Below are 25,285 nucleotides of genomic sequence, written 5' to 3'. Positions count from 1 at the left end.
AAAATCTGGCGGCCATTTATTTGTCGCCGATTAATGATGCCCCATGATCTGTTTGACCGATGGGCGCAATCGCGATTTAAAAAACAATAGATGCCAGCGCTTACCACCCACTTGACGCCATAGCATTGCCGCACGTACGCCTGCTAATAAGAGGGCGCGGATTTTGGCCGCATTTTCGGCATTTTGCAGATGGCGGGGTTCACCCGTTACCTGAATGCGAAAGCTAAAGGTGCTCAGCGTATCCTGATAGAGACTGGCGAGGTTGGCGATGACGGTCGGGTGGGTAAACGCCGCAGGATTATCTTTCAAGTCGGTGCCTTCTTCGGCGAAGTAGCGGGCTTGTTGGGTAATCTTGTCGATGCGTTCGCCAATGTTCTGCAGTAAATCCGGCCGTTTATTGAGTTTGCGTTCGAGATGGATAATGCTTAGTCCATAGCGAATGACGTCTTGGTTTTGTTCTGCTTTACTTTTATCGAGCAGCTCATTAAGACCCCGAAAGCCCTGGCTTAGATTGATCGGTAGATCATGTACGCCACCATAAATTTCTTCGGTGGTGTCAGGGTTGGTGACGAAAAGACTCGCCAACGAGGTTTCGAAGCTATTTTGCGGCACCATCCCCCGGGTTGCGATTTGTTCTACCAAGCTGGCCGCCTGAAACAGGCCTGCCAGCGCGATGGCTTGTTGATCTTCTGCTCTGGACATATAGTTGATCAGTCTCCTTACGCTTTTCCGGTCGTTTCGATTACACCGCCACCCAAGCAGACTTCGTCACAATAGATGACGACAGACTGGCCAGGGGTGACCGCGCGCTGGGGTTGTTCAAACTCGACGCGATAACCCTCGCCATCGGCAAACACGGTGCAGGCTTGATCCGACTGGCGGTAGCGTACTTTAGCACGGCAGTTGAGCGGCAGGGTGGGTTTCTCTCCGTTAATCCAGAAGATATCGCTAGCCGTTAGCCAATGACTAAACAGTAGCTCATGTTGTTGCCCCTGAACCGCTACCAATACATTGCGCTCGAGATCTTTTTCGGCGACAAACCAAGGCTCTTCCGGATAGTTTTTTAAGCCGCCGATGCCGAGCCCTTGGCGCTGCCCTATGGTGTGATACATCAAACCCTGATGTTCACCAATCACATCACCCTCGGGGGTTTCTATTTTACCGGGCTGAGCAGGTAGGTACTGTTTAAGAAAATCGGTAAAACGACGCTCACCGATAAAGCAGATGCCGGTGCTGTCTTTTTTATTATGGGTAATCAGATCGTGCTGTTCGGCTAGTCGGCGAACTTCCGGTTTTTCCAGTTCGCCAACGGGGAAGAGGGTTTGTGCCAGTTCTTCAGCGCCGACTTGATGCAGAAAATAGCTTTGATCTTTATTGTTATCTAGCCCCTTTAGTAGCGTCGCCTTGCCATTGGCTTCGCCTCGACGGACATAGTGTCCGGTGGCGATTTTATCGGCCCCAAGCACTTTAGCGTATTCGAGAAAGGCTTTGAATTTGATTTCCCGGTTACAGAGGATATCCGGGTTGGGGGTGCGGCCCGCTTTATACTCTTCGAGGAAGTGTTCAAAAACATTATCCCAATATTCGGCGGCAAAATTAGCGGTGTGGAGCTTGATATTGAGCTTATCACTCACCGCCTGCGCATCGGCGAGGTCATCCATCGCGGTACAATAATCGGTGCCGTCATCCTCATCCCAGTTTTTCATAAACAGGCCTTCCACCTGATACCCCTGTTGCTGCAGCAACAGTGCTGAAACGGATGAGTCCACACCGCCGGACATGCCGACAATGACTTTGGTGGCTGCAGGGGCTGCAGAGGTTGTGTTGGCTGCGTCTGACATGGGAACTGTATATGACCTTCAAGGATGATTAAGTGTATATGCGACCAGAGTCGCAGATTTCAATGCTTTAGTGGTGATCCGGTTCAACGATCAGCGATAATGGAAAACGTATGCCGGCGAGGTAATCATCGATACACCGGGTGACCATCGGGCTGCGAAGTCGTTCCTGTTGTGCTTCCAATTCCGCACGACTGAGCCATAGGGCCCGAATAATACCGGTATCCAGTGGCAGACTCGGATCATGCCGATCAGCCTGTGCGACAAAACAGTAACGATGGTAGGTGATGCCGTTGGTAGGGGCGGTATAAACATACACGCCCACCAATGCTGTCGGGGTGACATGCCAAGCGGTTTCTTCTAGGGTTTCACGGATGGCGGCATCAATAAAGCGTTCATTCGCTTCGATATGGCCGGCCGGTTGATTAATGACCCGCTGGCCCCGTGATACGGATTCTTCTTCTACGCAGAGAAATTTGCCATCCTGCTCAATAATGGTTGCCACGGTGGCATGGGGTGTCCAACGCATTTCTCATCCCGTATATTAAGGGCAGATTATCGGCCCGTTATGTTAACTGCCCGCGTCTAAGATGCAGCAGACTCTGGCGGGCAACCTTACCATTTTTGACTGCTTTTGGCTGTATTTTGGAGTGACGTTTGTTGAAAGATATTGTTTCGGTTCAGACTGAAGATTTTTCAGTTGCAAAGCTATCCCAGCAATTACAGGCGGATAATGCCTGCAATGGGGCGATCGTTACCTTTACCGGCGTGGTTCGCCAGCTGGCCAGTGGGCCGGGGTTGGAGGCGCTGTATCTTGAGCACTACCCAGGGATGACAGAGAAAGCGCTGAGTCGGATTATTGAGCAGGCTCGGCAGCGCTGGACCTTGGGTAATGTGGTGGTGATCCATCGCGTAGGGCGGCTCGCCCTGAATGACAATATCGTCTTTGTTGGGGTCGCTAGTGCTCATCGTCAAGCGGCGTTCCAAGGGGCTGAGTTTATTATGGATTATCTTAAGCGTGACGCGCCGTTTTGGAAAAAAGAGATCACCACCGCTGGCGAGCATTGGGTCGAGGCGAAACAATCGGATCTTGATGCGGCCGAGAACTGGTAAGTGATTAGCGCTGTTTACGGGCTGGTTTGCTGCGGGCTTTGCGGCCATGAGTCGCTGTTTTATCGCCGCGGCGTGAAGGCGGGGCTGTCCTGCTGCTAGCCGATTTTGTCGTCCGCGGTTGGCGTGGTGCGACCGGCATTGCCACCTCTTCTGTACGGTATTCACCTGGCTTAAGCTGCTCCAGTGTCCAATTGCCGATGGCGGCGCGAATCAATCGTAGGGTTGGAAAGCCAACGGCGGCGGTCATCCGTCTAACCTGCCTATTTTTACCTTCACTGATTTTAAGTTCTACCCAGCTGGTTGGCTGATTTTGACGTTCGCGTATTGGTGGTGTGCGAGGCCAGATCGATGGTTCGGGGATTTTTTTTGCCTTGGCTGGACGGGTGACGCCATCTTTCAATGTCACGCCTTGGCGCAATTGCTGTAGTGCCTCATCATTAATCTCTCCCTCGACCTGCGCCCAATACGTTTTTTCAAGTTTGAATTTAGGATCTGCTAATCGGTGTTGCAGCTGGCCATTGTCGGTCAGAATTAATAAGCCTTCGGAGTCATAATCGAGTCGTCCTGCCGCGTAGACACCTTTGCGTTTGATGTAATTGCTTAAGGTCGGACGACCTTCGCTATCGGTAAACTGGGTGAGCACCTGAAACGGTTTATTGAACAATATTATTTCTGGCATTAGACTTTTCCGACAGGTCATCTGAATTGAACGGGCAGGCAGGTTATCAGCGTCTATACTGTGTCTGCAAGGTCATATTCTTAGAAATATATGGAGCAGAAAATGGCATACACAAAAATCGCGGTGCCTGAGGGCAGCAGGATTACAGTGAATGATGATTACTCGCTGAATGTCCCAGACCATCCCATTATTCCTTATATCGAAGGCGACGGTATCGGTATTGATGTTTCGCCGGTGATGTTAGAGGTGGTTGATGCCGCCGTCAGTAAGGCTTATGGCGGGACGCGTAAAATTGCTTGGATGGAAGTTTATGCGGGCGAAAAAGCAACCGCGATCTATGATCAGGATACTTGGCTGCCAGAGGAAACGATGACGGCATTTAAGGAGTTTGTGGTTGGTATTAAGGGACCGCTGACGACTCCGGTAGGTGGTGGTATCCGCTCATTGAATGTGGCTTTGCGTCAAGAGCTTGATCTGTATGTGTGTCAGCGACCCGTACGCTGGTTTACCGGGGTGCCGAGTCCGGTCAAAAATCCTGGTGATGTGGATATGGTGATCTATCGGGAAAACTCGGAAGATATCTATGCCGGTATTGAGTGGAAAGCGGGCAGCCCAGAAGCCGATAAAGTGATCCGTTTTCTAAAAGAGGAGATGGGCGTTAGCAAAATTCGCTTTGACACCCAGTGTGGTATCGGTATTAAACCCGTATCGGAACAGGGCACTAAGCGATTGGTACGACGGGCACTGCAATACACCATCGATAATGATCGAGAGTCCCTAACGTTGGTGCATAAAGGCAATATCATGAAGTTTACCGAGGGGGCCTTCAAGGACTGGGGGTATGAAATCGCTAAAGATGAGTTTGGCGCGCAGCCGCTCAACGGCGGGCCTTGGATGAGCTTTACTAATCCAAATAATGGTAAGCAGGTTGTGGTCAAAGATGTCATTGCCGATGCGATGTTGCAGCAAATCCTATTGCGTCCGGCTGAATACGATGTAGTGGCCACACTAAACCTTAACGGTGATTATATCTCTGATGCCTTAGCGGCGGAGGTCGGTGGTATCGGTATTGCACCGGGGGCCAATTTATCGGACAAAGTAGCAATCTTCGAAGCAACCCACGGTACAGCGCCTAAATACGCCGGTAAAGATAAGGTGAACCCAGGCTCAATCATTCTCTCGGCAGAGATGATGTTACGGCATATGGGGTGGTTTGAAGCTGCTGATCTGATCATTAATGGGGTAGAGGGGGCGATTACCGCTAAAACAGTGACCTACGACTTTGAGCGCCAAATGGAAGGGGCTCAGTTACTCAGTTGTTCTGCTTTTGGTAAGGCTGTTATTCAGCATATGTAGAGGTAAAGATAGACGGTGATCTTTGTTGCAAGGAGGTTGCTAGTGAACCTTTCTTAATGACTTGGTGAACCGAGTGCTGGAGTTTGGTCGAGGTTAGTAAGGTAGGGTTATAGCCCAGAGAAAGGCAGTGTTATCTGCCTTTCTTTAGTTTTTACCATTGATGTGCAGTGCGGTCACTGCACTCTCCCAATCCGAAAGGTTGGGAGTTTTGGTCGATTCCGTCAGCTGAGCTCCTTTAATTCCGTTTCCGGCACGTTTAACAATTTAATGTTAACCGCATGTATCCCTTTAGGTCCGGGGGTTGTTTCAAACTCAACCTCCTGTCCTGCTTTTAGGCTCTTATAGCCTTCTGACTGAATGACAGAATAGTGAGCAAATAAATCTTCGTCAAAATCCGGTGAAACAATAAAACCAAAACCTTTGGCGTTATTGAACCATTTGACTTTCCCTGTGTGCATTGGCATCCCCCCAATATCCGAATTACTTCGACCTGAATTACTTTAGGCCTGTTGCCACGACAAACTCTCTTGCTACAATGCTGAAACGAGAGAAAATGCCCGTGATAAAGTGCAGGGACATCCGATACAACACATGATACAACACATACTCTTAACTCCTGCAGATACAGTATAGCATTAGGCTGGAGAGCCTACCGGGTATGGTTTGCCCATAATGGGATATAAATAATTGATTCTTCTTTTAGAGATATGATATGTGGCAAGTAGTTTGTGATATAAAGCTTTCAGGTGAGTCAGATGATTTTGCTGACCACAATAATACCGGTGTAGTAACTGAAGAGGCGAAGCCTGAGCTAAAAAGGCCTTCGATGTATCGGGTGGTATTGCTAAATGACGACTATACTCCAATGGATTTCGTTATTCAGATTCTGATGGGGTTTTTTGGTATGAATCAGGAAAAAGCGACACAAGTGATGTTAGCAGTCCATACTAAAGGTAAAGGTGTGTGCGGTGTGTTTACCCGCGATGTGGCAGATACGAAAGCTGCCTTAGTTAATCAATGTGCCAGAGAGAATCAACATCCTCTTTTGTGTGAAGTAGAACAAGCCTAGCGGAGCGTTAAGTATGTTAAATAAAGAGCTTGAAGATACGCTGAGCGTTGCCTTTAAGAATGCGCGCGCTAAGCGACATGAGTTTATGACCGTAGAGCATCTGTTATTGGCTTTACTTGATAATTCTGAGGCCCGCGCAGTGTTGGATGCTTGTGCGGTCGATCTTGATAAGATGAGACAGTTACTCAATACTTTTATCGACGACACCACGCCACTGCTACCGGAGAATATTCCTGATGTGGAAACCCAGCCAACTCTGGGGTTTCAACGAGTTCTGCAGCGGGCGGTTTTCCATGTGCAGTCCTCGGGCCGCGCTGAAGTCAATGGCGCCAATGTTTTGGTGGCGATATTCAGTGAGCAGGAAAGTCATGCGGTGTATGTGCTGAATCAACAAGGTATCGAACGTATCGATGTGGTCAATTACATCTCTCACGGCATCTCCCGGGTCGAAGAGAACGATAGTCGCCCTGCTGATGATGGGTTGTTAGAAGGTGATGCGGCGGCCGAGAAAGAAAAAAGCCCGCTGGCAAATTTTTCAGTCAACCTTAATGAACAAGCAAAATCGGGCCGTATTGATCCGTTGGTTGGCCGTACTGCCGAGGTTGAACGAGTTGTGCAGATTCTCTCGCGACGCCGTAAAAACAATCCGCTGTTGGTTGGTGAGGCTGGCGTGGGTAAAACCGCTATTGCTGAAGGGTTGGCGAAGCTGATTGTTGAGGGGCAGGTGCCGGATGTTATCGCAGACAGCATTGTTTATTCCCTCGACTTGGGCGCGTTGTTGGCAGGTACTAAATATCGTGGCGACTTTGAAAAGCGGCTTAAAGGTCTTCTGAATGAGATTAAAGAGCAGGAGCATGCGATTCTGTTTATTGATGAAATTCATACCATTATCGGTGCTGGAGCAGCATCCGGCGGCTCAATGGATGCGTCTAATCTGCTGAAACCGCTGTTAAGTTCGGGTCAGTTGCGCTGCATTGGTTCGACCACTTTTCAGGAATTCCGTGGCATCTTTGAAAAAGATCGAGCGCTGGCGCGACGCTTCCAGAAGGTCGATGTCTTGGAGCCCTCAGTTGATGATACCTATCGAATTCTTCAAGGGCTTAAAAGCCGATTTGAAGATCATCATCATGTTACCTACACCGATGAGGCTTTACGGGCGGCGGCTGAAATGGCTGATCGCTACATCAACGATAAGCATATGCCGGATAAGGCGATCGACGTGATTGATGAGGCAGGGGCTTATCAGCAATTGGTGCCCTTAGATGAACGTAATTCGGTGATTGATGTGCCCGAAGTTGAAATCGTTGTGGCCAAAATTGCTCGCATCCCAGCGAAGAGTGTTTCGGTGTCGGATAAAGAGCAACTGAAAAAGCTCGACAGCAATCTTAAAATGGTTGTTCTTGGGCAGGATGAAGCGATCAATACGCTGTCCGCAGCGATTAAACTATCTCGTGCAGGCTTGAATGAACCGAATAAGCCGGTCGGATCTTTTCTGTTTGCCGGCCCAACGGGCGTGGGTAAGACGGAAGTTACTAGCCAGCTTGCACGCATTATGGGTATTGAGCTGATTCGCTTTGATATGTCGGAGTATATGGAGCGTCACACCGTCTCACGGCTCATTGGTGCGCCTCCTGGCTATGTAGGCTATGATCAGGGTGGATTGCTGACTGAAGCGGTCACTAAGTCGCCTCATGCAGTATTGTTGCTGGATGAAATAGAGAAAGCTCATCCTGAAGTCTTTAATTTGCTACTCCAGGTAATGGATAACGGCACATTGACCGATAATAATGGTCGTAAAGCTGATTTCCGTAACGTGATATTGGTAATGACGACAAATGCGGGTATCGAGCAGATGACCCGTGCTTCGATTGGCTTTAGTCATCAGGATCATACAACGGATGGTATGGAAGCGATCAAAAAGCTGTTTACGCCGGAGTTCCGCAACCGTCTGGATGGTATTATTCAGTTTAAAGCGCTATCGCCCGAGGTTATTGTCGGTGTGGTTGATAAGTTCTTGACTGAGTTGCAGGCGCAACTAGATGATAAAAATGTTGTGCTGAATATTGATAATGATGCTCGGCAGTGGTTTGCTGAACATGGTTATGATGCCACGATGGGCGCGCGGCCTATGAAACGTTTGATTCAGGAAAAACTGAAAAAGCCGTTGGCAGAGATGATTCTTTTTGGTGAGTTGGCCGATGAGGGCGGGAAAGTCGATATTGTTGTCAACGCGGATAATGATATTGAGATTCATGCGCATACAGGCATGGCGGTGTAACCGTCATCAACTAAAATTGAGATATAAAAAAAGCGACCCTTAGGTCGCTTTTTTTATAAGTTGTTACCGTGCGCGGTAGGTGATGCGGCCTTTAGTTAGGTCGTAAGGTGTTAATTCAACCTTAACCTTATCGCCGGTCAGGATGCGGATATAGTTTTTGCGCATCTTGCCAGAGATGTGCGCTGTAACAACATGACCATTTTCCAGTTCTACCCGGAACATTGTGTTAGGCAGTGTGTCGGTCACAACGCCTTCCATTTCAAAGCTGTCTTCTTTAGACATTCAGTACCTACCTAAGTTGATTAGTTGCAATACTACATTTTGCAGCGCAGTATTTTGCCTTATTTTGTCATTTATATCAAAGAGATTTGGTGTAATTAATCAAGTAATCTTCAAAACTGTCGAGAAATGATGTGCATTAGAAGCCTATTGCTAGTGGAATGCAATGCGCAGTGCACCAGTACAACAATCCCCAGTAATAATCCGATGTCATTTTGGTTTGGTGAGCGCTAGTGATGTTGTTGTGCCGTTAGTCAACGACGATCCACTGGCCGTTAATTAGCATCTCAAGAGGGCTGTATGCAATTTTATAAGACATTTTCTGACACTCTCGTATCCAGTAGCCAAGGTAAAGGTATTCCAGTTCTAGCCGCTTGACCTCCTTAAGCTGCCAAAGAATAGCATAACTTCCTAAACTGCGTGATGCTTCTTCGGGATCAAAAAAGGTGTAAATAGCCGATAAACCCTGCACTAGATAATCGGTAACCGCCAGTGCTACGAGTTTGCCGCTTGGGTCGCGAAACTCGTAAAAGCAGCCTTTTTGTTCCCCTTCAATTAGAAACGCGCTGAACTGTTCCGGCGTCGGCGGGTACATATCACCATCGCTGTGCCGAGCATTGATGTAACGTTCATAGAGAGCGTAATACTCATCGGTAAATTGAGGGGGCGTGGTTGTAACTTGCAGATCTTTGTTTTTATTGATAATACGCTTCTGGCTTTTGCTGGGAGTAAACTCCCGGCTATTGACCCGCACCGATATACAGGCTTGGCAGTTAGTGCAATAGGGACGATAGATATGCTTTCCGCTGCGGCGGAAACCTAGATCGGATAGTTGGCTGTAGGCATCAAAATTGATGACCTCCTGTGGATCAACAAACAGTGTCTTGGCTTCCAGCCCTTCGAGATAACTACACTCGTGTTCCGGTGTCGCATAAAAATGTAGAGTTTTGAGATTGCTCACTCAGTTCTCACCACGTCTTCTTTATCAATATCAAACTGCCACGGATGGTCTAAGGTTGTGGTCAGGTGTTGTGCTAGATATTGTTGAAATTCGATTCTGGGAATGCATTGGGCTCCCAGGCTAGTCAGGTGGTTATTTTCAACCTGACAATCAATTAAAGCATAGCCCCATTTTTGCAGTTGTTTGGCGAAGTAGGCAAATGCAATTTTCGAGCTATTGGTCGAGCGGCTAAACATCGATTCACCAAAAAACAAGCGTCCTATGGCGATACCGTAAAGCCCTCCGGTGAGTTGGCCGTCTTGCCATAGTTCTACCGAATGGGCAACGCCTCGCTGATGTAGCTCGGTATAGGCGTTTTGCATCGGCGTGCTGATCCAAGTGTCCTCGCTATAACTTCTCGGGGCTGCACAGGCTTTGATGACGTCACTAAATGCCTGGTCGAACGTCATTTCAAATGTCGTATGCCGAATCGCTTTGCGTAGGCTTCTAGAGATATGAACCTGCTCAGGCACAAGAGTGCAGCGAGGATCCGGTGACCACCATAAGATAGGCTCCCCAGGGTTAAACCAAGGGAAAATACCTTGTCGATAGGCGGCAATCAGTCGCTCGGCACTGAGATCCCCACCCGCCGCCAGTAGTCCATTGGGATCACCCAATGCCTGGCTAATAGGAGGGAACTCAGTGCTGTTTGGGTCTAACCAAGGGAGCATTTAGGCTTGATCATCCAGGTAACGCTCGGCATCCAGTGCGGCCATACAGCCAAAACCTGCAGAGGTGATTGCTTGGCGGTAGATATGATCGGCCACATCACCCGCCGCAAAGACGCCTTCAATGGATGTTTGTGTCGCATTACCATGGGTGCCAGTTTGAATTTTCAAATAACCGTTTTCCATTTCCAACTGATCGCCAAAGATTTCGGTGTTCGGCTTGTGGCCGATGGCGATGAAAGCGCCCTGTAATTCAAGCTCCTGAGTTGAATCGTCTTCAGTGCTTTTGATGCGGATGCCGGTCACACCCATATCATCACCGAGCACTTCATCGAGTTGATGGTTCCAGATGATGTTGATATTGCCGTTTTTGGCTCGTTCGAAAAGTTTATCTTGTAGGATTTTTTCTGAGCGTAGCGAGTCGCGACGATGGATGAGTGTTACTTCTGCGGCGATATTCGATAGATACAAGGCCTCTTCTACCGCCGTGTTTCCACCACCGATCACGGCTACTTTTTGGCCGCGGTAGAAAAATCCGTCGCAGGTGGCGCAGGCGCTAACGCCTTTGCCCATAAAGGCTTCTTCTGAAGGCAAGCCGATATATTGCGCAGATGCACCGGTGCAGATAATTAACGCATCGCAGGTATATTCCGCCATATCGCCTTTAAGTCGAAAAGGGCGGTTCAGTAGATCGGTTTCGCTGATATGATCAAAGATCACTTGGGTGTCGAAGCGTTCGGCATGGGCTTGCATGCGCTGCATCAACTCAGGGCCTTGAACACCGTCAACATCCCCCGGCCAGTTATCGACATCGGTCGTCGTGGTCAGTTGTCCGCCGGCTTGCATGCCTGTTATAACAATAGGGTTCAGATTGGCGCGGGCCGCGTATACTGCAGCAGTGTACCCCGCTGGGCCGGACCCCAGAATGATCAATTTATGGTGCTGTATTTCGCTCATGGTTTATTCGTTCTCTGTTCACGCATGGTATTGAGGGCTAATATTGAAGCCTCATCTTGTAGCCTATTATGCCCGTTTAGCGGGATGGACAAAACAGGGATTCAGGTTGAATTTTTCAGCCTGCCTCAGGTCAGAGTGGGTTTGCGCTCTTTTTAAATCATCTATTGCGGGATAAGTAACGTGCAATAGCGTTAGATTGGCCTAGAATTGTTCAGTTCCTGCTCAGTCTGGGGAGATATGCTGAATAAAGCAGGTAAAAGTCCCTTTTATGTCTGGGGACGAGGGCCTAAATATGTTATTTTTCAGGCCATTTTATGGATAGTTGTAAGGATATTTTTCTTGTCGGATCGTAGCCAAACAGATAGAAACCAAACTCGAAGCCAGGCCAGGAGTCATGATGTCGGCGTTAAGGCCCGCTCGGAGGAGAACAAAATAGTCTCTTTTTCTGACTTACTCGCACGGATTGTTAAAGAAGGCGGGCTGATTCTAGTGATCGGTTTCGCGCTGTTTTTACAGTTGGCGCTGTTTGGCTATGATCATCGGGATCCAGGTTGGTCACATCTAGGGTATCAACCGCAAGCACATAACTTCACCGGTCTTGTTGGCGCCTGGTTAGCCGATCTGGCGCTGTCGGTATTTGGTGTGGCTTCTTGGTTGCTGCCATTAATGTTGCTGGTGCCCGCTATTCGTTTTATGTTTCGCCGTAGCGTCTCTCTTTTGGATGGCATCCCTTTTATGATGTTGCGTTTTACGGGGGCGGTGCTTGTTTTGCTTTGTCTGGCGACATTTGCCGCGATTCACCTATCGAATGCAGAGGGGCATCTGCCCTTTAGCATGGGGGGGCTAGTTGGTCAGGCATTATCCGATGTTGCGGTCACGCTGTTTAGTCTAATTGGTAGCTCAATCGTACTGGCGACGGTGATGTTGTTTGGTATGACACTCATGTTTGAACTGTCTTGGTCGCAACTGCTAGAGCGGTTGGGGCGGAGTCTGTTTACCTTGATTCAACGGGTTAAATCTAAAACCCAACCGGTGGATCGTAAAACCGTACAACCAACCCCCGATCCTTATGCAGCGGCGGATGAAGAGAAACGCCATCTGCTTCGAGCGGCGGCTCGTCATGGCGTTGCGGCCGATGCAGTGCAAGCGGAGGCCGCACCACTAAACGTTGCGGGTGTTCGCAGAGAGCCGGTATTTGAGCAACCCTTTGAACAACAGCCAGCCGAAGCACTCTATGCTGAGCAACCAGCGGCCTATGAGCCATTAGCTGAGCCTTCTGCGCCTGCTGAGTGGGAACATTATGAAGTTGATAGCTTAAGTCCTACTGATGCGTCTCAGGATATTCCGCTAGTGACTGAACGGGCCGATCAGGGATTTTCTAGCCTAACGGAGACACCGCGTACAATTGTTGCGCCACAGGATGTACAGCACAATACCGCGCAACGTACTGCTCAGCCCGTTCAGGCCCCAGCCCAGCAGCTGGCAGATGTTGATCGTAAAGGTGTCAAAGTGGTGCCGTTATCGGAAGCCCATACGCCGATGAAAGATAGCGAACTGGGGCTTGATCATCAGTCTCAGGCGGCTGTTCGTCGGGAACCTCGTCGACGCATTCCTTCATTAGACCTGCTAGACCCCCCTGAGCTGAAGCAAGGGCACTGCTACAGTGATGAACAACTCGAAGATATGTCCCGTTTGTTGGAGCATAAGCTGAAAGACTTTGGCATCGTAGCCGAAGTCGTTGAAGTGAATCCAGGGCCTGTTATTACTCGCTTTGAGTTACAGCCTGCGCCCGGCGTTAAAGCTAGCCGAATCACCAATTTGGCGCGAGATTTGGCGCGCTCGATGGCGGTCATGAGTGTACGGGTGGTCGAAGTGATTGCCGGTAAGTCGGTGATCGGTATTGAGATTCCCAATGAAGAGCGGCAGATGGTTCGTCTCAGTGAGGTGCTCAATTCAAAACCTTATAAAGAGGCATCTTCCAAATTAACTCTGGGGCTCGGCAATGATATTGCCGGTAATCCGGTGGTCGCCAACTTGGCTAAAATGCCTCACTTACTGGTGGCGGGTACCACCGGTTCCGGTAAATCGGTGGGCGTCAATGCAATGCTGCTTAGCTTGCTGTTTAAGGCAACCCCAGACGAAGTTCGTTTAATGCTGGTTGACCCCAAAATGCTGGAGCTTTCAGTCTACGAAGGGGTGCCACATCTATTGGCCCCTGTTATTACGGATATGAAAGAAGCCGCTGGCGGGTTGCGCTGGTGTGTTGCTGAGATGGAGCGTCGTTATAAGTTAATGTCGAAAATGGGCGTGCGTAACATTGCTGGCTATAACGATAAAGTTAAAGCGGCCCGAAATAAGGGTGAACCTCTATTAGACCCCCTTTGGAATCCAGAGGAGATGGGGCTGCCTGCCGATGCGCCAGCGCCTTACCTTGAAACGCTGCCCTACATTGTGGTCTGTATTGATGAGTTTGCCGATATGATCATGGTGGTTGGTAAGAAAGTTGAAGAACTGATCGCCCGAATAGCACAGAAAGCACGGGCGGCGGGTATCCACCTGATTCTCGCGACGCAGAGGCCTTCTGTCGACGTTATTACCGGCTTGATTAAGGCTAACATTCCGACACGTATCGGCTTTCAGGTGTCCTCTAAGATAGACTCTCGTACCGTGCTGGATCAGAGTGGTGCAGAGCATCTACTGGGCAACGGTGATATGCTTTATCTGCCCGCCGGCAGTAGCCTACCTAACCGAGTGCATGGTGCCTTCGTTAGTGATGACGAAGTGCATCGGGTGGTCGAAGCTTGGAAGAAACTCGGCGCGCCTGAATACTTGATTTCAGACCTTTCTGAAGTGGTTGAAGGAGGTTCGGGCATGATGGGCGATAGTGATGATGAGCAAGATGCGCTCTATGACGAAGCGGTTGCCTTTGTCACTCAAACCCGTAAAGCGTCGATCTCCTCAGTACAGCGTAAGCTTAAAATTGGTTATAACCGGGCTGCCCGGATGATTGAATCGATGGAAGCGGCGGGTGTTGTTTCTACCGCTAGCCATAACGGTGCCCGTGAAGTGTTGGCACCACCACCGCCTAAGGATTAAACATGGTATTTAAAAAGATAGCTGCGGTCGCCTTACTCGGTTGTTCACTGAGTTTTTCTGCCCTTGCCGATATTCAAGAAGGGGCAGGTGATCGACTAAACAGTTTACTGGCAACCTTTGACAGTTTTAGTGCTGATTTTGATCAGGTCTCTGGCAGTGATGATTCCCGCCGGATAGAAAGCTCTAAAGGGACGTTGCTGCTGGCCAAACCTAATCGCTTTAGGTGGATTGCCAAACAGCCGTTTCCACAAACACTGGTCAGTGATGGCGAAACATTGTGGATCTATGACCCCGACCTTGAACAAGCCACTGAGCGTAAGGTTTCAGAGGGTGATTCTGGGGTGCCTGCGTTAATTTTGAATGGTCAAATTGAGCAGCTAAAATCCCAATACAAGATCCGCTTGTTACAGGAAAAAACCGATAGTCAGCTGTTTGAACTGCTGCCGCTGAAAGAGACTGAAGTGTTTACACGGATTCGCTTACTGTTCACCGATGGTGTAATCAAAGAATTGCAGATGGAAGACTCTCTGGGACAGAAAACATCAATACTTTTTCAAAATCAAAAGCTTAATCCCGAATATCAAGAAGATACTTTCACTTTTACGCCGCCAGAAGGCACCGATGTAATCGTCGAAAGTAGCCCGGAGTCTGCTAACTGATGGCCGATCTTTTTGATGCTCAACAGCCAGACTACGAACCCTTAGCCGCACGGATGCGGCCTCACTCGCTCGATGAATATTGTGGTCAGCAACATCTGCTCGGACTGGGCAAACCCCTACGCAAAGCATTAGAACAAGGCTCGGTGCATTCCATGATTTTATGGGGGCCACCGGGGGTAGGGAAAACCACGCTAGCGCGTTTACTGGCCCATCAAGTGGATGCCCATTTTATTATCCTCTCGGCGGTATTGTCTGGCGTGAAGGATATCCGCGCCTCAGTGGATCAAGCGCTGCAAGTGAAGGCTCAGTCTGGCCGTAAAACCATCTTATTTGTCGATGAGGTACACCGCTTCAATAAGTCGCAACAGGATGCTTTTTTACCCTTTATTGAGGACGGCACCTTTTTGTTTGTTGGTGCTACAACCGAAAATCCTTCGTTTGAATTGAATAACGCTTTACTGTCCCGCGCCCGGGTTTATCTCTTGCGCAGTCTTGAACAGGCCGATATCGAAGTATTATTGCAGCGGGCGTTAAATGATAAGGCCCGAGGGATTCCGCAACAGCCATTGGTGTTTGCCGATGGCGCGATGGAACAACTGGCCGCCGCTGCCGATGGTGATGGTCGTCGCGGGCTCAATCTGTTGGAAATCGCCGCCGATCTGGCGGATTTTGATGGCCGTGAATACACAATAGGGCCGCAGATTATCGATGAGGTGCTTAAATCCAGCGCCCGTCGCTACGATAAGCAGGGGGATCTGTTTTATGACATGATCTCGGCATTCCATAAATCGGTGCGGGGTTCATCCCCCGACGGCGCCCTGTATTGGTATTGTCGCATGCTCGATGGTGGCTGCGATCCGCTCTATATCGCAAGACGTCTAGTCGCCATTGCCTCGGAAGATATCGGTAATGCCGATCCTCGGGCGATGCAGATGGCGCTTAACGCTTGGGATGCATTCGAGCGGGTTGGTCCAGCAGAAGGCGAGCGGGCGATTGCGCAAGCGGCTCTCTATTGCGCCAGTGCGCCGAAGAGTAATGCGGTTTATCGGGCATTTAATCAGGCCAAGGCGGATGTGCGCAGTGAACCGGGCTATGATGTGCCGGAGCATCTGCGTAATGCACCGACTAGCCTGATGAAGGATCTTGGTTATGGTGCCGAATACCGCTATGCCCATGATGAGCCCGATGCCTTCGCCGCCGGAGAATGTTACCTGCCGCCAGAAATTGCCGATCGTCAGTATTATCAGCCGGAACCGCGCGGCCTAGAGATTCGTATCGGTGATAAACTTAAGCACCTCAAAGCGCTGGATGAAGCTAGCGCCAAGCAACGATACAGGGAATAACCGATGCTGCATCTTCTTTCAGTCGCCGTCGGCGGCGCTGCCGGAGCCATGGCTCGTTATTGGGTCAGCGGTATACTGATCAGCAATGCTCAGTTTAAGTTGCCTTACGGCACACTAATCTGCAATGCGCTGGGTTCTTTTCTGATGGGTGTCTGTTTTGTACTGATTATGGAAAAGGCCCGTATTAGCCCAGAATTAAGACCATTATTGATGGTTGGTTTTTTGGGTGCTTTCACGACTTTTTCCACCTTCTCACTGGAAGCCGTGACCATGTTGCAAGAAGGGCATATAATGTCTGCCGCAATTTACATATTAATGAGCGTAGTGCTCTGCATGGTCGCCCTGTATAGCGGCTTATGGTTTACTCGCCTGTTCTGACTTTAAGGTTGTTTCTGACATCATGCTAGATCCTAAATTTATACGTTCTAATCCAGAAGAAGTAGCGCAGCTACTAATCAAAAAGGGTTATAAGTTCCCGGTTGAAGAGTTTAATGCGCTGGAAAATCAGCGTCGAGACGTACAGGTTGACGCCGAGCGTTTACAGAGTGAGCGTAATACTCGCTCAAAAAATATCGGCAAGGCGAAAGCGGCCGGTGAAGATATTGCGCCACTGTTAGCCGAAGTCAGCACCTTAGGTGAGCAACTCGATGCGGCTAAAGAGCAGTTGAAAGTTGTTCAGGAGCAGATGGACACGCTACTGATGGGGATGCCAAACATCCCACATGAGTCGGTGCCTGCTGGCGTTACTGAAGACGATAATATCGAAATTCGTAAATGGGGTGAGCCTACACAGCTTAATTTTGAAGCTAAAGATCACGTTGATCTAGGCGAGCAGAATGGCGGGTTAGACTTTTCGACAGCCGCTAAAATTACAGGCGCTCGTTTTGCCGTGCTGCGTGGTGGTATCGCCCGTATGCACCGTGCGCTGATTCAGTTTATGCTCGACACCCATACCGCGAAGCATGGCTATGAAGAGACTTACGTCCCTTATCTGGTCAATGCTGATTCTTTACGCGGTACAGGTCAGCTACCTAAATTTGAAGAAGATCTGTTTAAGGTGCCCGGTGAGCGTGATTACTACCTGATCCCGACCGCTGAAGTGCCGGTAACCAATATCGTCCGTGACGAAATTGTGGATGCCGCACAAATGCCGCTAAAATTCGTTGCCCATACCCCTTGTTTTCGTAGTGAAGCGGGCAGTCATGGTCGCGATACCCGCGGTATGATTCGTCAGCACCAGTTTGAAAAAGTAGAGTTGGTGCATATTGTCGAGCCGACTAAATCTTGGGATGCACTGGAAGAGTTGATCGGCCATGCAGAAAAAATCCTGCAGTTGCTGAACCTGCCTTACCGTGTAGTGACCCTCTGTGGCGGTGATCTAGGCTTCAGTGCGGCGAAAACCTACGATATTGAAGTCTGGTTACCCGGACAGCAGAAATACCGTGAGATCTCTTCATGCAGCAATATGGAAGACTTCCAAGCACGACGGATGCAAGCCCGCTGGCGCAATCCTGAAACAGGTAAGCCTGAGCTGGTGCATACGCTGAATGGTTCTGGCTTGGCGGTAGGGCGCACCTTGGTGGCGATTCTTGAGAACTACCAAACGGCTGATGGTCATGTGAAAGTGCCTGAAGTCTTGCTACCTTACATGGGCGGCATTACCGAGCTTTAAAATGTGCTAAAGCTCTATTGTTAAACGCTTTATATCAGCGCTTGGCAGCAAGAAAAAGCCTCTACAAAACGGCCAAATATGGCAGTGTTGTAGAGGTTTTTTTATGAGTTTTTTAGAAGTGTAGGGTGACAGTGAGTTTACGAACTGCACCATCCCAAGGGTTATCGGCAAAGATGCGCCAAACAACAACATAAAAGCTGGTTCGCTAGCCCTGTGCCCAGACCACGGTGCGGTTCATTCTTCACCGCATCCTACCCATAACTCTTTCCGGTAGGGTGCGGTGAGCTTGCGAACCGCACCATCGATTTTTAAAGCAACAAGAAGCAGAACGGTACAATACCGTCGCTAGAAGGGAGCGTGATAAACGCCAAATATGTTTTAGCAAGCGACATAGTCTGAGTAACCAGTCGCTTGCAACGTTTTAGCGGTTAACTATCATCTGGCTCATAGCCTAGGTTAGGGGATAACCAGCGCTCTGCTTCGGTTTTTTCCATGCCGGTACGTTTAGCATAGGATTCCAACTGGTCTTCACCGATTTTAGCGACCCCAAAATACTGCGAGTCGGGATGGCTGAAATACCAGCCACTCACCGATGAGGTTGGCAGCATGGCAAAACTATCGGTGATGGTCATGCCGATACGGTTTTCAACGTCCAGCAACGCCCAGAGTCGGGCTTTCTCGGTATGTTCAGGGCAAGCCGGATAGCCAGGGGCAGGGCGAATACCCTGATACTTCTCTTTAATCAGTGCTTCGTTATCCAATGCTTCATCAGCAGCATAGCCCCAGAATTCACGGCGGGTGCGGGCGTGCATATACTCGGCGAGAGCTTCAGCTAACCGGTCAGCCAGGGCTTTCACCATAATACTGTGATAGTCATCGTGATCCGCTTCATAGGCATCGATCATTACCTGATCGCCAAACCCGGTGCTGACGGCGAAGGCTCCGAAGTAATCGGCTTTACCGCTATCCTTCGGCGCAATAAAGTCGGTCAGACACATATTGGCCTTGCCTTCAGTTTTTTCGACCTGCTGACGGAGGTGGTGCAGCTCCATCAGCACTTCAGAGCGGCTGTCATCGGTATAGAGTTCGATATCGTCATCATTGATACTGTTGGCGGGGAAGAGGCCGATCACGGCACGGGCTTCCAGCTTCTTGTTGTCGATGATGTCGTTCAGCATCTCTTGAGCGTCGGCGAACAGTTTGGTGGCTTCTTCGCCGATAATCTCATCGGTGAGAATGCGTGGGTAGCGTCCGGCTAGCTCCCAAGAGTGGAAGAACGGGGTCCAATCAATATAGTCCCGTAGCTCGTTCAGATCGATATGCTCAAAGGATTGAACGCCGAGCTGCGCCGGTACTGGCGGAGTATAGCTGGACCAATCGACCTTGAACTTATTGGAGCGAGCCTGAATCAGCGATACCCGACGCGCCTGACTCATACGGTCAGCATAACGTTGACGAACCGCGGCGTAGTCATCTTGAATCTCTTTAACATAGGCCGGCTTGCGCTCGGCGGAGAGCAGGGTGCTGGCAACATTCACGGCACGAGATGCGTTGGTGACATGCACCACTTGATCTCGCTTATAAGCTTTATCAATTTTAACCGCCGTATGAGCTTTTGAGGTGGTGGCACCACCGATCATCAGTGGAATATCAAAGCCTTGACGCTCCATCTCTTTAGCGACGTGCACCATCTCATCGAGTGATGGGGTGATCAGACCTGAAAGTCCGATAATATCGACATTCTCTTCCCGGGCAGTACGCAGGATTTTTTCGGCGGGCACCATCACGCCGAGATCGATAATCTCGTAGTTGTTACATTGCAGCACCACGCCAACAATATTTTTGCCGATATCATGAACATCACCCTTAACGGTGGCCATCAAAATCTTACCGGCGGTTTCACTGGCGGCACCGGCTTTTTCGGCTTCGATAAAGGGCATTAGATAGGCAACCGCTTTTTTCATGACGCGGGCAGATTTCACGACCTGAGGCAAAAACATTTTACCGGCACCAAACAGGTCACCGACCACACCCATACCGTCCATCAACGGCCCCTCAATCACTTGGATTGGGCGCTCAAACTGATGGCGGCACTCCTCGACATCTTCATCGATATATTCGGCGATACCTTTAACCAAGGAGTGAGATAGGCGCTCGGTAACGGGTAGGCTGCGCCATTCCTGGGTTTTCTCTTCGACTTGCGCACCATCACCGCGGTATTTCTCGGCAATCTCCAAGAGATTTTCGGTGGCTTCGTCAGAGGTGTTCATAATGACGGCTTCAACGGCTACCCGCAGCTCTTCTGGAAGATCATCATAGATAGCCAACTGCCCAGCGTTAACGATACCCATATCCATACCTTGCTGAATCGCATGGTAGAGGAATACGCAGTGGATCGCTTCACGTACCGGATTGTTACCCCGGAAAGAGAATGACACATTGGAAACACCGCCGGAGATCATCGCGTAGGGCAGGTTCTTTTTAATCCAGCCGGTGGCGCGAATAAAGTCCACCGCATAGTTGTTGTGCTCATCAATACCGGTGGCAACGGCAAAGATATTCGGGTCGAAGATGATATCTTCAGGCGGGAAGCCGACTTTCTCGGTCAACACTTTATAGGAGCGGGCACAGATCTGCGTTTTCCGCTCTTCAGTATCGGCCTGACCATCTTCATCAAACGCCATCACCACCACGGCAGCACCATAGCGGCGCAGCAGGTTGGCCTGATAGATAAATTTCTCTTCGCCCTCTTTTAAGCTGATCGAGTTAACGATGCCTTTACCCTGAATACATTTTAGGCCGGCTTCGATTACTTCCCATTTAGAGGAGTCGATCATAATCGGCACGCGGGAGATATCCGGTTCGGAGGCGATTAAGGTGAGAAAACGCACCATCGCCGCTTCCGCATCCAGCATCCCCTCATCCATATTGATATCGATAATTTGGGCGCCGTTCTCTACCTGTTGCCGTGCAACATCGAGGGCCGTTTCGTAATCGCCTTCTTTAATCAGACGTTTAAACATCGCCGAACCGGTTACGTTAGTCCGTTCACCGACGTTAACAAACAGCGTGTCTTTGTTGATGTTTTGCGGTTCAAGGCCGGATAGGCGGCATTCAATTGGAATGTCTGGGATTGATCGAGGCGCGGATTCATTCGCGGCCTTACCCATCGCGGTGATATGCGCAGGTGTAGTACCGCAACAACCGCCGATAATATTCAGAAAGCCTGCTTGAGCCCATTCACGGATCTCTGCGGCCATCTGCCTTGGCGTCTCGTCATAGCCGCCAAAGGCGTTTGGCAAGCCAGCGTTCGGGTGGGCAGAAATATAGGTATTGGCAATACGAGAAAGCTCTTCCACATATTGACGCAGTTCCTTTGGTCCTAGGGCACAGTTAAGGCCGATAGAAAGCGGCTTAATATGACGTACCGAGTTCCAGAACGCTTCGGTGGTTTGGCCGGAAAGAGTACGCCCAGAAGCATCGGTAATGGTGCCGGAGATCATCACCGGTAGGCGCAGTTGATGATCTTCGAAATATTGATCAACGGCGAAGATCGCCGCTTTGGCGTTCAGGGTGTCGAAGATGGTTTCGATCAGAATAATATCGGCACCACCCTTAATTAAGCCATCGATGGATTCGGTATAGGCTTCGACAAGTTGATCGAAGCTGACATTGCGAAAACCGGGATCGTTAACATCAGGCGAGATAGAGCAGGTACGGTTGGTGGGCCCTAAAACACCCGCGACATAACGAGGTCTGTCTGGTGTTTCGGCGGTAATCTGGTCCGCCACTTCGCGGGCTAGCTGTGCCGCCACCAAGTTGATCTCATGGCTGAGGGATTCCATTGAGTAATCGGCCATCGCAATCGAGGTGGCGTTAAAGGTGTTGGTCTCAATAATATCCGCACCCGCTTCGAGATAAGCGCGATGGATGCTGCTAATAATCTTAGGTTGGGTCAGCACTAACAGGTCATTATTACCTTGCAAGTCGGTATTCCAATCAGCAAAGCGGTCACCGCGAAAATGAGCCTCATTCAGTTTATGGTCCTGAATCATTGTGCCCATGCCACCGTCAAGAACGAGGATGCGTTCTGCCATGGCTTGCTTAAGCTGCTCTGTCTTGTCTGTCTGAATTACTGCTACCACGGTAAAAACCTATTATAACCTGTTGTAAAGGCGGCTATTTTATAGGAATTATTTAACTTTTGGGTGACTTAGCTTCATATCGTCATGAAAATCCTTGGAGTTTAGCGCACAGAGTCGGTTGTGGCCGCGTTAGGTAGGGGTATACACCGACTATCCAAGCAAAAATTTTCTCATGGCTTGATTGATTAGGTCTTAAATTTTTAACCATTACTGATACAATGGCCACCGCCTAAAGGTAAGTTAATTTATAACTTAAGATATTATATTGATTACCTATTATGTGAGACCGCTACGGTCTGATGTCAGTGACCGCTGTTTGAGGATTGCTGACGAAGGAGGCTGAAGCTATTTTCAGCAGTGTGAACGTCCGGTTTGTCCGGCCAATGAGAGACTTAGGTCATTAATATGTTGCAAACATTCTTAAAAACTAAATTGCACCGCGTTACCGTTACCCATGCTGAACTTTACTATGAAGGCTCATGTGCCATTGATGGTGTTTTACTTGAGCGTTCCGGCATTAAAGAGTACGAGCAGATTCATATTTATAATGTTAATAATGGTGAACGCTTTACGACTTACGCAATTCGCGCCGAAGATAACAGTGGTATCATTTCGGTTAATGGTGCTGCGGCTCACCGTGCATCGAAAGGCGATCTACTGATTATCTGCTCATATGTACAACTCGATGAGCAAGAAGCTGCAGGCTTTAAACCCACCCTGTGCTACTTTGAAAACGCTAAGAACGAAAATGATGCTCATCGGGTCAATCAAGAAGAGCTATACAAGCGTAATGTGATGACCGGTATTAAAAATAGCATTAAGGTGCAGAGCAGCGATTAATATTTGTGCTGTCAGCATCGCGCTATTGTTCAATGAACCGCCTTAGGGCGGTTTTTTTGGGCTTTTTTGAGACGAAGTTCAATAAAACTTAAATTCAAGATTGTCGACAATTGACTTAGATCACTATTTTTAATGACACTAAAAACAGATAAAGCAGCATAATAACGGTCTTTCACTTCTCTATCGTAGACAATATAGCCTTTTGTAGTAGTTTTATTTACCCGCATCTCGGTTAGAGTGTGCCCCAAGAGGTCAACACCTGCGCATCACCCTGAGCGGTCTATATTTAGCAGGTGCTGCCGGTCTGACACAGATAATAAAGGTTACCGTAAAGGGTCAGTGCTATGTCATATAAAGAAGAATACCGAAAATCAATCGAAACGCCGGAAGCGTTCTGGGCAGAGAAAGCGGAAGCGATTAAGTGGTTTAAGACGCCTAAGACTATCCTGAGCAAGGATGAAAATGGTATTGACCGTTGGTTTGCCGATGGTGAAATGAACACAGCTTATCTGGCACTGGACTACCATGTTGAAAGTGGTCGCGGTGATCAAGATGCGTTGATCTATGATTCTCCCGTAACTGATACTAAGCAGCGTTATACCTATACTCAACTGCGCGATGCGGTGGCTAAATTTGCTGGTGTACTGAAAGCACAAGGCGTAGAAAAGGGTGATCGGGTCGTCATCTATATGCCAATGATCGCAGAATCCGTGATTGCGATGCTGGCGGTTGCCCGTCTTGGTGCTATTCATTCGGTGGTGTTTGGTGGTTTTGCGCCCCATGAGTTGGCAGTACGGATCGATGATGCCGAGCCTAAGGTGGTGGTCACCTCATCCTGCGGTATCGAGATTGAAAAAGTGATTGCCTACAAGCCATTGCTAGATGAGGCCATCGAAAAGTCAGCCCATAAGCCCGATAGTTGCATTATCTTTCAGCGGCCACAGGTTAAGGCAGAGATGATCGCGGGTCGTGATATTGATTGGGCTGAGGCGGTAGCCAATGCTGAGCCTGCCGACTGTACCCCCGTTAAAGCGACGGATCCACTGTATATCCTCTACACCTCAGGCACCACCGGTAAGCCGAAAGGGGTGGTACGTGATAATGGTGGCCATGCCGTTGCTCTGAAATACAGCATGAAAGCGATCTACAACATGGAACCCGGTGAAGTGTTCTGGGCGGCATCGGATGTCGGCTGGGTCGTGGGACACTCTTATATTGTTTATGGCCCGTTACTCGCGGGTTGCACAACGGTTGTATATGAAGGTAAACCGATCAGAACACCGGATGCTGGCGCTTTTTGGCGTGTATGTAACGAATACGGTGTGAAATCCTTGTTTGCTGCGCCTACGGCGTTTCGTGCTATTAAAAAAGAAGACCCCGATTCTGAACTGCTTAAAGCCTATGATCTCAGTAAGCTGGAAATCGTCTTCATGGCCGGTGAGCGTCTTGATCCACCGACTTATCACTGGACTAAAGAAACCCTCGGCAAACCGGTGATCGATCACTGGTGGCAGACTGAAACAGGTTGGGCTATCTGTGGCAACCTCACCGGTATTGAAATGCTAGAACCGAAACCGGGTTCTTCTACCGTGCCGGTCAGTGGCTTTAATATTCAGATTCTCGATCATGAAGGTAATGAACTGCCTAATGGCGAGCAGGGTAGCATTGCCATTAAACTGCCATTGCCACCCAGCTGTTTGCCGACCGTATGGGGTGATTTTGAACGCTTTCGCACCGGTTATCTGTCAGAGTTTCCCGGTTATTACTGTTCCGGTGATGGTGGCTATAAAGATGATGATGGTTACATCTTCATCATGGGCCGTACTGATGATGTCATCAATGTGGCGGGACATCGCTTGTCGACCGGAGAGATGGAAGAGATCGTCGCTGATCACCCCTCAGTGGCGGAGTGTGCTGTCATCGGTATTAACGACCCGCTGAAAGGGCAGCAGCCAATCGGCTTGGTGCTATTGAAGAACGGTATCGAGGTTGATGAAAAGCAGATTGAAGCCGAGTTGGTCGCCATGGTGCGTAAAGAGATTGGTGCCGTAGCCTGCTTTAGACGCGCCATTGTCGTACAGCGTTTGCCTAAAACCCGCTCCGGTAAAATCTTGCGTAAACTATTACGTCAGATCGCCGATGGTCATGAGTACAATATCCCTTCTACGATTGATGATCCCGCTTCTTTACCTGAGATTGAGGAGATCATGGGCCGTAACGGTTTAGTCAGTTAAGTAAAAAATAGGGTGTGGTGCGATTCGGGTGAGAGGCTAATGTAGATACCATCTCTCAC

20 protein-coding genes and 2 pseudogenes are annotated in these 25,285 nt (G+C 49.3%); 12 read left to right on the top strand and 10 right to left on the bottom strand.

Going from position 1 to position 25,285, the window contains the following annotated elements; genetic code table 11:
* Positions 1-30 precede the first annotated feature (30 nt).
* The 3 genes from hflD to KO512_RS02905 all read right to left on the bottom strand — a co-directional run bounded on the left by hflD (position 31) and on the right by KO512_RS02905 (position 2,367).
* Positions 31-702, bottom strand: coding sequence for a high frequency lysogenization protein HflD (gene hflD / locus KO512_RS02915; RefSeq protein ID WP_215950843.1), 672 nt, complete (start codon positions 700-702; stop codon positions 31-33).
* A gap of 17 nt (positions 703-719) precedes the next feature.
* Complete coding sequence (mnmA, locus tag KO512_RS02910) at positions 720-1,841, bottom strand: tRNA 2-thiouridine(34) synthase MnmA (RefSeq protein WP_215950842.1); 1,122 nt, start codon at positions 1,839-1,841, stop codon at positions 720-722.
* 67 nt (positions 1,842-1,908) lie between these two features.
* Positions 1,909-2,367, bottom strand: coding sequence for an NUDIX hydrolase (locus KO512_RS02905; protein ID WP_215950841.1), 459 nt, complete (start codon positions 2,365-2,367; stop codon positions 1,909-1,911).
* Between the two features lie 131 nt (positions 2,368-2,498).
* Between KO512_RS02905 and moaE the strand changes: the two genes are divergently transcribed.
* On the top strand, positions 2,499-2,951 hold the full coding sequence (gene moaE / locus KO512_RS02900; protein ID WP_354667728.1) for a molybdopterin synthase catalytic subunit MoaE: 453 nt from the start codon (positions 2,499-2,501) through the stop codon (positions 2,949-2,951).
* 4 nt (positions 2,952-2,955) lie between these two features.
* On the opposite strand, the gene KO512_RS02895 is transcribed toward moaE, so the two are convergent.
* On the bottom strand, positions 2,956-3,630 hold the full coding sequence (locus tag KO512_RS02895; RefSeq protein ID WP_215950839.1) for a pseudouridine synthase: 675 nt from the start codon (positions 3,628-3,630) through the stop codon (positions 2,956-2,958).
* Between the two features lie 102 nt (positions 3,631-3,732).
* Here KO512_RS02895 and icd point away from each other — a divergent pair, with 102 nt between their 5' ends.
* Positions 3,733-4,986: an NADP-dependent isocitrate dehydrogenase gene (gene icd, locus KO512_RS02890; RefSeq protein ID WP_215950838.1), complete on the top strand. Its 1,254-nt coding sequence runs from the start codon at positions 3,733-3,735 to the stop codon at positions 4,984-4,986.
* Between the two features lie 221 nt (positions 4,987-5,207).
* Here the strand turns inward: icd and KO512_RS02885 are convergent, their stop codons facing one another.
* Positions 5,208-5,450: a cold shock domain-containing protein gene (locus KO512_RS02885; RefSeq protein ID WP_436792259.1), complete on the bottom strand. Its 243-nt coding sequence runs from the start codon at positions 5,448-5,450 to the stop codon at positions 5,208-5,210.
* 248 nt (positions 5,451-5,698) lie between these two features.
* Between KO512_RS02885 and clpS the strand changes: the two genes are divergently transcribed.
* Both clpS and clpA read left to right on the top strand, forming a co-directional pair.
* Positions 5,699-6,055, top strand: coding sequence for an ATP-dependent Clp protease adapter ClpS (gene clpS / locus KO512_RS02880; protein ID WP_215950837.1), 357 nt, complete (start codon positions 5,699-5,701; stop codon positions 6,053-6,055).
* Between the two features lie 13 nt (positions 6,056-6,068).
* Positions 6,069-8,333: an ATP-dependent Clp protease ATP-binding subunit ClpA gene (gene clpA / locus KO512_RS02875; RefSeq protein ID WP_215950836.1), complete on the top strand. Its 2,265-nt coding sequence runs from the start codon at positions 6,069-6,071 to the stop codon at positions 8,331-8,333.
* 63 nt (positions 8,334-8,396) lie between these two features.
* On the opposite strand, the gene infA is transcribed toward clpA, so the two are convergent.
* From infA to trxB, 4 genes are all read right to left on the bottom strand, one after another.
* A complete protein-coding gene (infA, locus tag KO512_RS02870) occupies positions 8,397-8,615 on the bottom strand; it encodes a translation initiation factor IF-1 (RefSeq protein ID WP_091359137.1) in 219 nt (72 codons plus the stop codon).
* Between the two features lie 247 nt (positions 8,616-8,862).
* Positions 8,863-9,573, bottom strand: coding sequence for an arginyltransferase (locus KO512_RS02865; RefSeq protein WP_215950835.1), 711 nt, complete (start codon positions 9,571-9,573; stop codon positions 8,863-8,865).
* Complete coding sequence (aat, locus tag KO512_RS02860; protein ID WP_215950834.1) at positions 9,570-10,283, bottom strand: leucyl/phenylalanyl-tRNA--protein transferase; 714 nt, start codon at positions 10,281-10,283, stop codon at positions 9,570-9,572. The genes KO512_RS02865 and aat overlap by 4 nt, the downstream gene beginning before the upstream one ends.
* Positions 10,284-11,237: a thioredoxin-disulfide reductase gene (gene trxB / locus KO512_RS02855; RefSeq protein ID WP_215950833.1), complete on the bottom strand. Its 954-nt coding sequence runs from the start codon at positions 11,235-11,237 to the stop codon at positions 10,284-10,286.
* 237 nt (positions 11,238-11,474) lie between these two features.
* Between trxB and KO512_RS20590 the strand changes: the two are divergent.
* From KO512_RS20590 to serS, 6 genes and pseudogenes are all read left to right on the top strand, one after another.
* Positions 11,475-12,161, top strand: a pseudogene (locus KO512_RS20590) (DNA translocase FtsK 4TM domain-containing protein); the annotation flags it as partial.
* Positions 12,162-12,848: 687 nt separating this feature from the next.
* Positions 12,849-14,333, top strand: a pseudogene (locus KO512_RS20585) (DNA translocase FtsK); the annotation flags it as partial.
* A gap of 2 nt (positions 14,334-14,335) precedes the next feature.
* Positions 14,336-14,992: an outer membrane lipoprotein chaperone LolA gene (lolA, locus tag KO512_RS02845; RefSeq protein ID WP_215950831.1), complete on the top strand. Its 657-nt coding sequence runs from the start codon at positions 14,336-14,338 to the stop codon at positions 14,990-14,992.
* A complete protein-coding gene (locus KO512_RS02840) occupies positions 14,992-16,335 on the top strand; it encodes a replication-associated recombination protein A (RefSeq protein WP_215950830.1) in 1,344 nt (447 codons plus the stop codon). The genes lolA and KO512_RS02840 overlap by 1 nt, the downstream gene beginning before the upstream one ends.
* A gap of 3 nt (positions 16,336-16,338) precedes the next feature.
* On the top strand, positions 16,339-16,713 hold the full coding sequence (gene crcB / locus KO512_RS02835; RefSeq protein WP_215950829.1) for a fluoride efflux transporter CrcB: 375 nt from the start codon (positions 16,339-16,341) through the stop codon (positions 16,711-16,713).
* A 22-nt stretch (positions 16,714-16,735) separates the two neighbouring features.
* Positions 16,736-18,007: a serine--tRNA ligase gene (serS, locus tag KO512_RS02830; RefSeq protein WP_215950828.1), complete on the top strand. Its 1,272-nt coding sequence runs from the start codon at positions 16,736-16,738 to the stop codon at positions 18,005-18,007.
* Positions 18,008-18,435: 428 nt separating this feature from the next.
* Here serS and metH read toward each other — a convergent pair whose 3' ends face one another.
* The gene (gene metH, locus KO512_RS02825; RefSeq protein ID WP_252734789.1) at positions 18,436-22,104 is read right to left on the bottom strand and encodes a methionine synthase; all 3,669 of its coding nucleotides are present in this window, start codon (positions 22,102-22,104) and stop codon (positions 18,436-18,438) included.
* 453 nt (positions 22,105-22,557) lie between these two features.
* Here metH and panD point away from each other — a divergent pair, with 453 nt between their 5' ends.
* Positions 22,558-22,992, top strand: coding sequence for an aspartate 1-decarboxylase (gene panD, locus KO512_RS02820; protein ID WP_215950826.1), 435 nt, complete (start codon positions 22,558-22,560; stop codon positions 22,990-22,992).
* Between the two features lie 344 nt (positions 22,993-23,336).
* Positions 23,337-25,226: a propionyl-CoA synthetase gene (locus tag KO512_RS02815; protein WP_215950825.1), complete on the top strand. Its 1,890-nt coding sequence runs from the start codon at positions 23,337-23,339 to the stop codon at positions 25,224-25,226.
* Positions 25,227-25,285 lie beyond the last annotated feature (59 nt).

The organism is Amphritea atlantica (genome assembly GCF_018860855.1).
GTDB classification, from domain to species: Bacteria; Pseudomonadota; Gammaproteobacteria; order Pseudomonadales; family Balneatricaceae; genus Amphritea; species Amphritea atlantica_A.
This window is presented reverse-complemented; position numbering and strand designations above follow the sequence as displayed.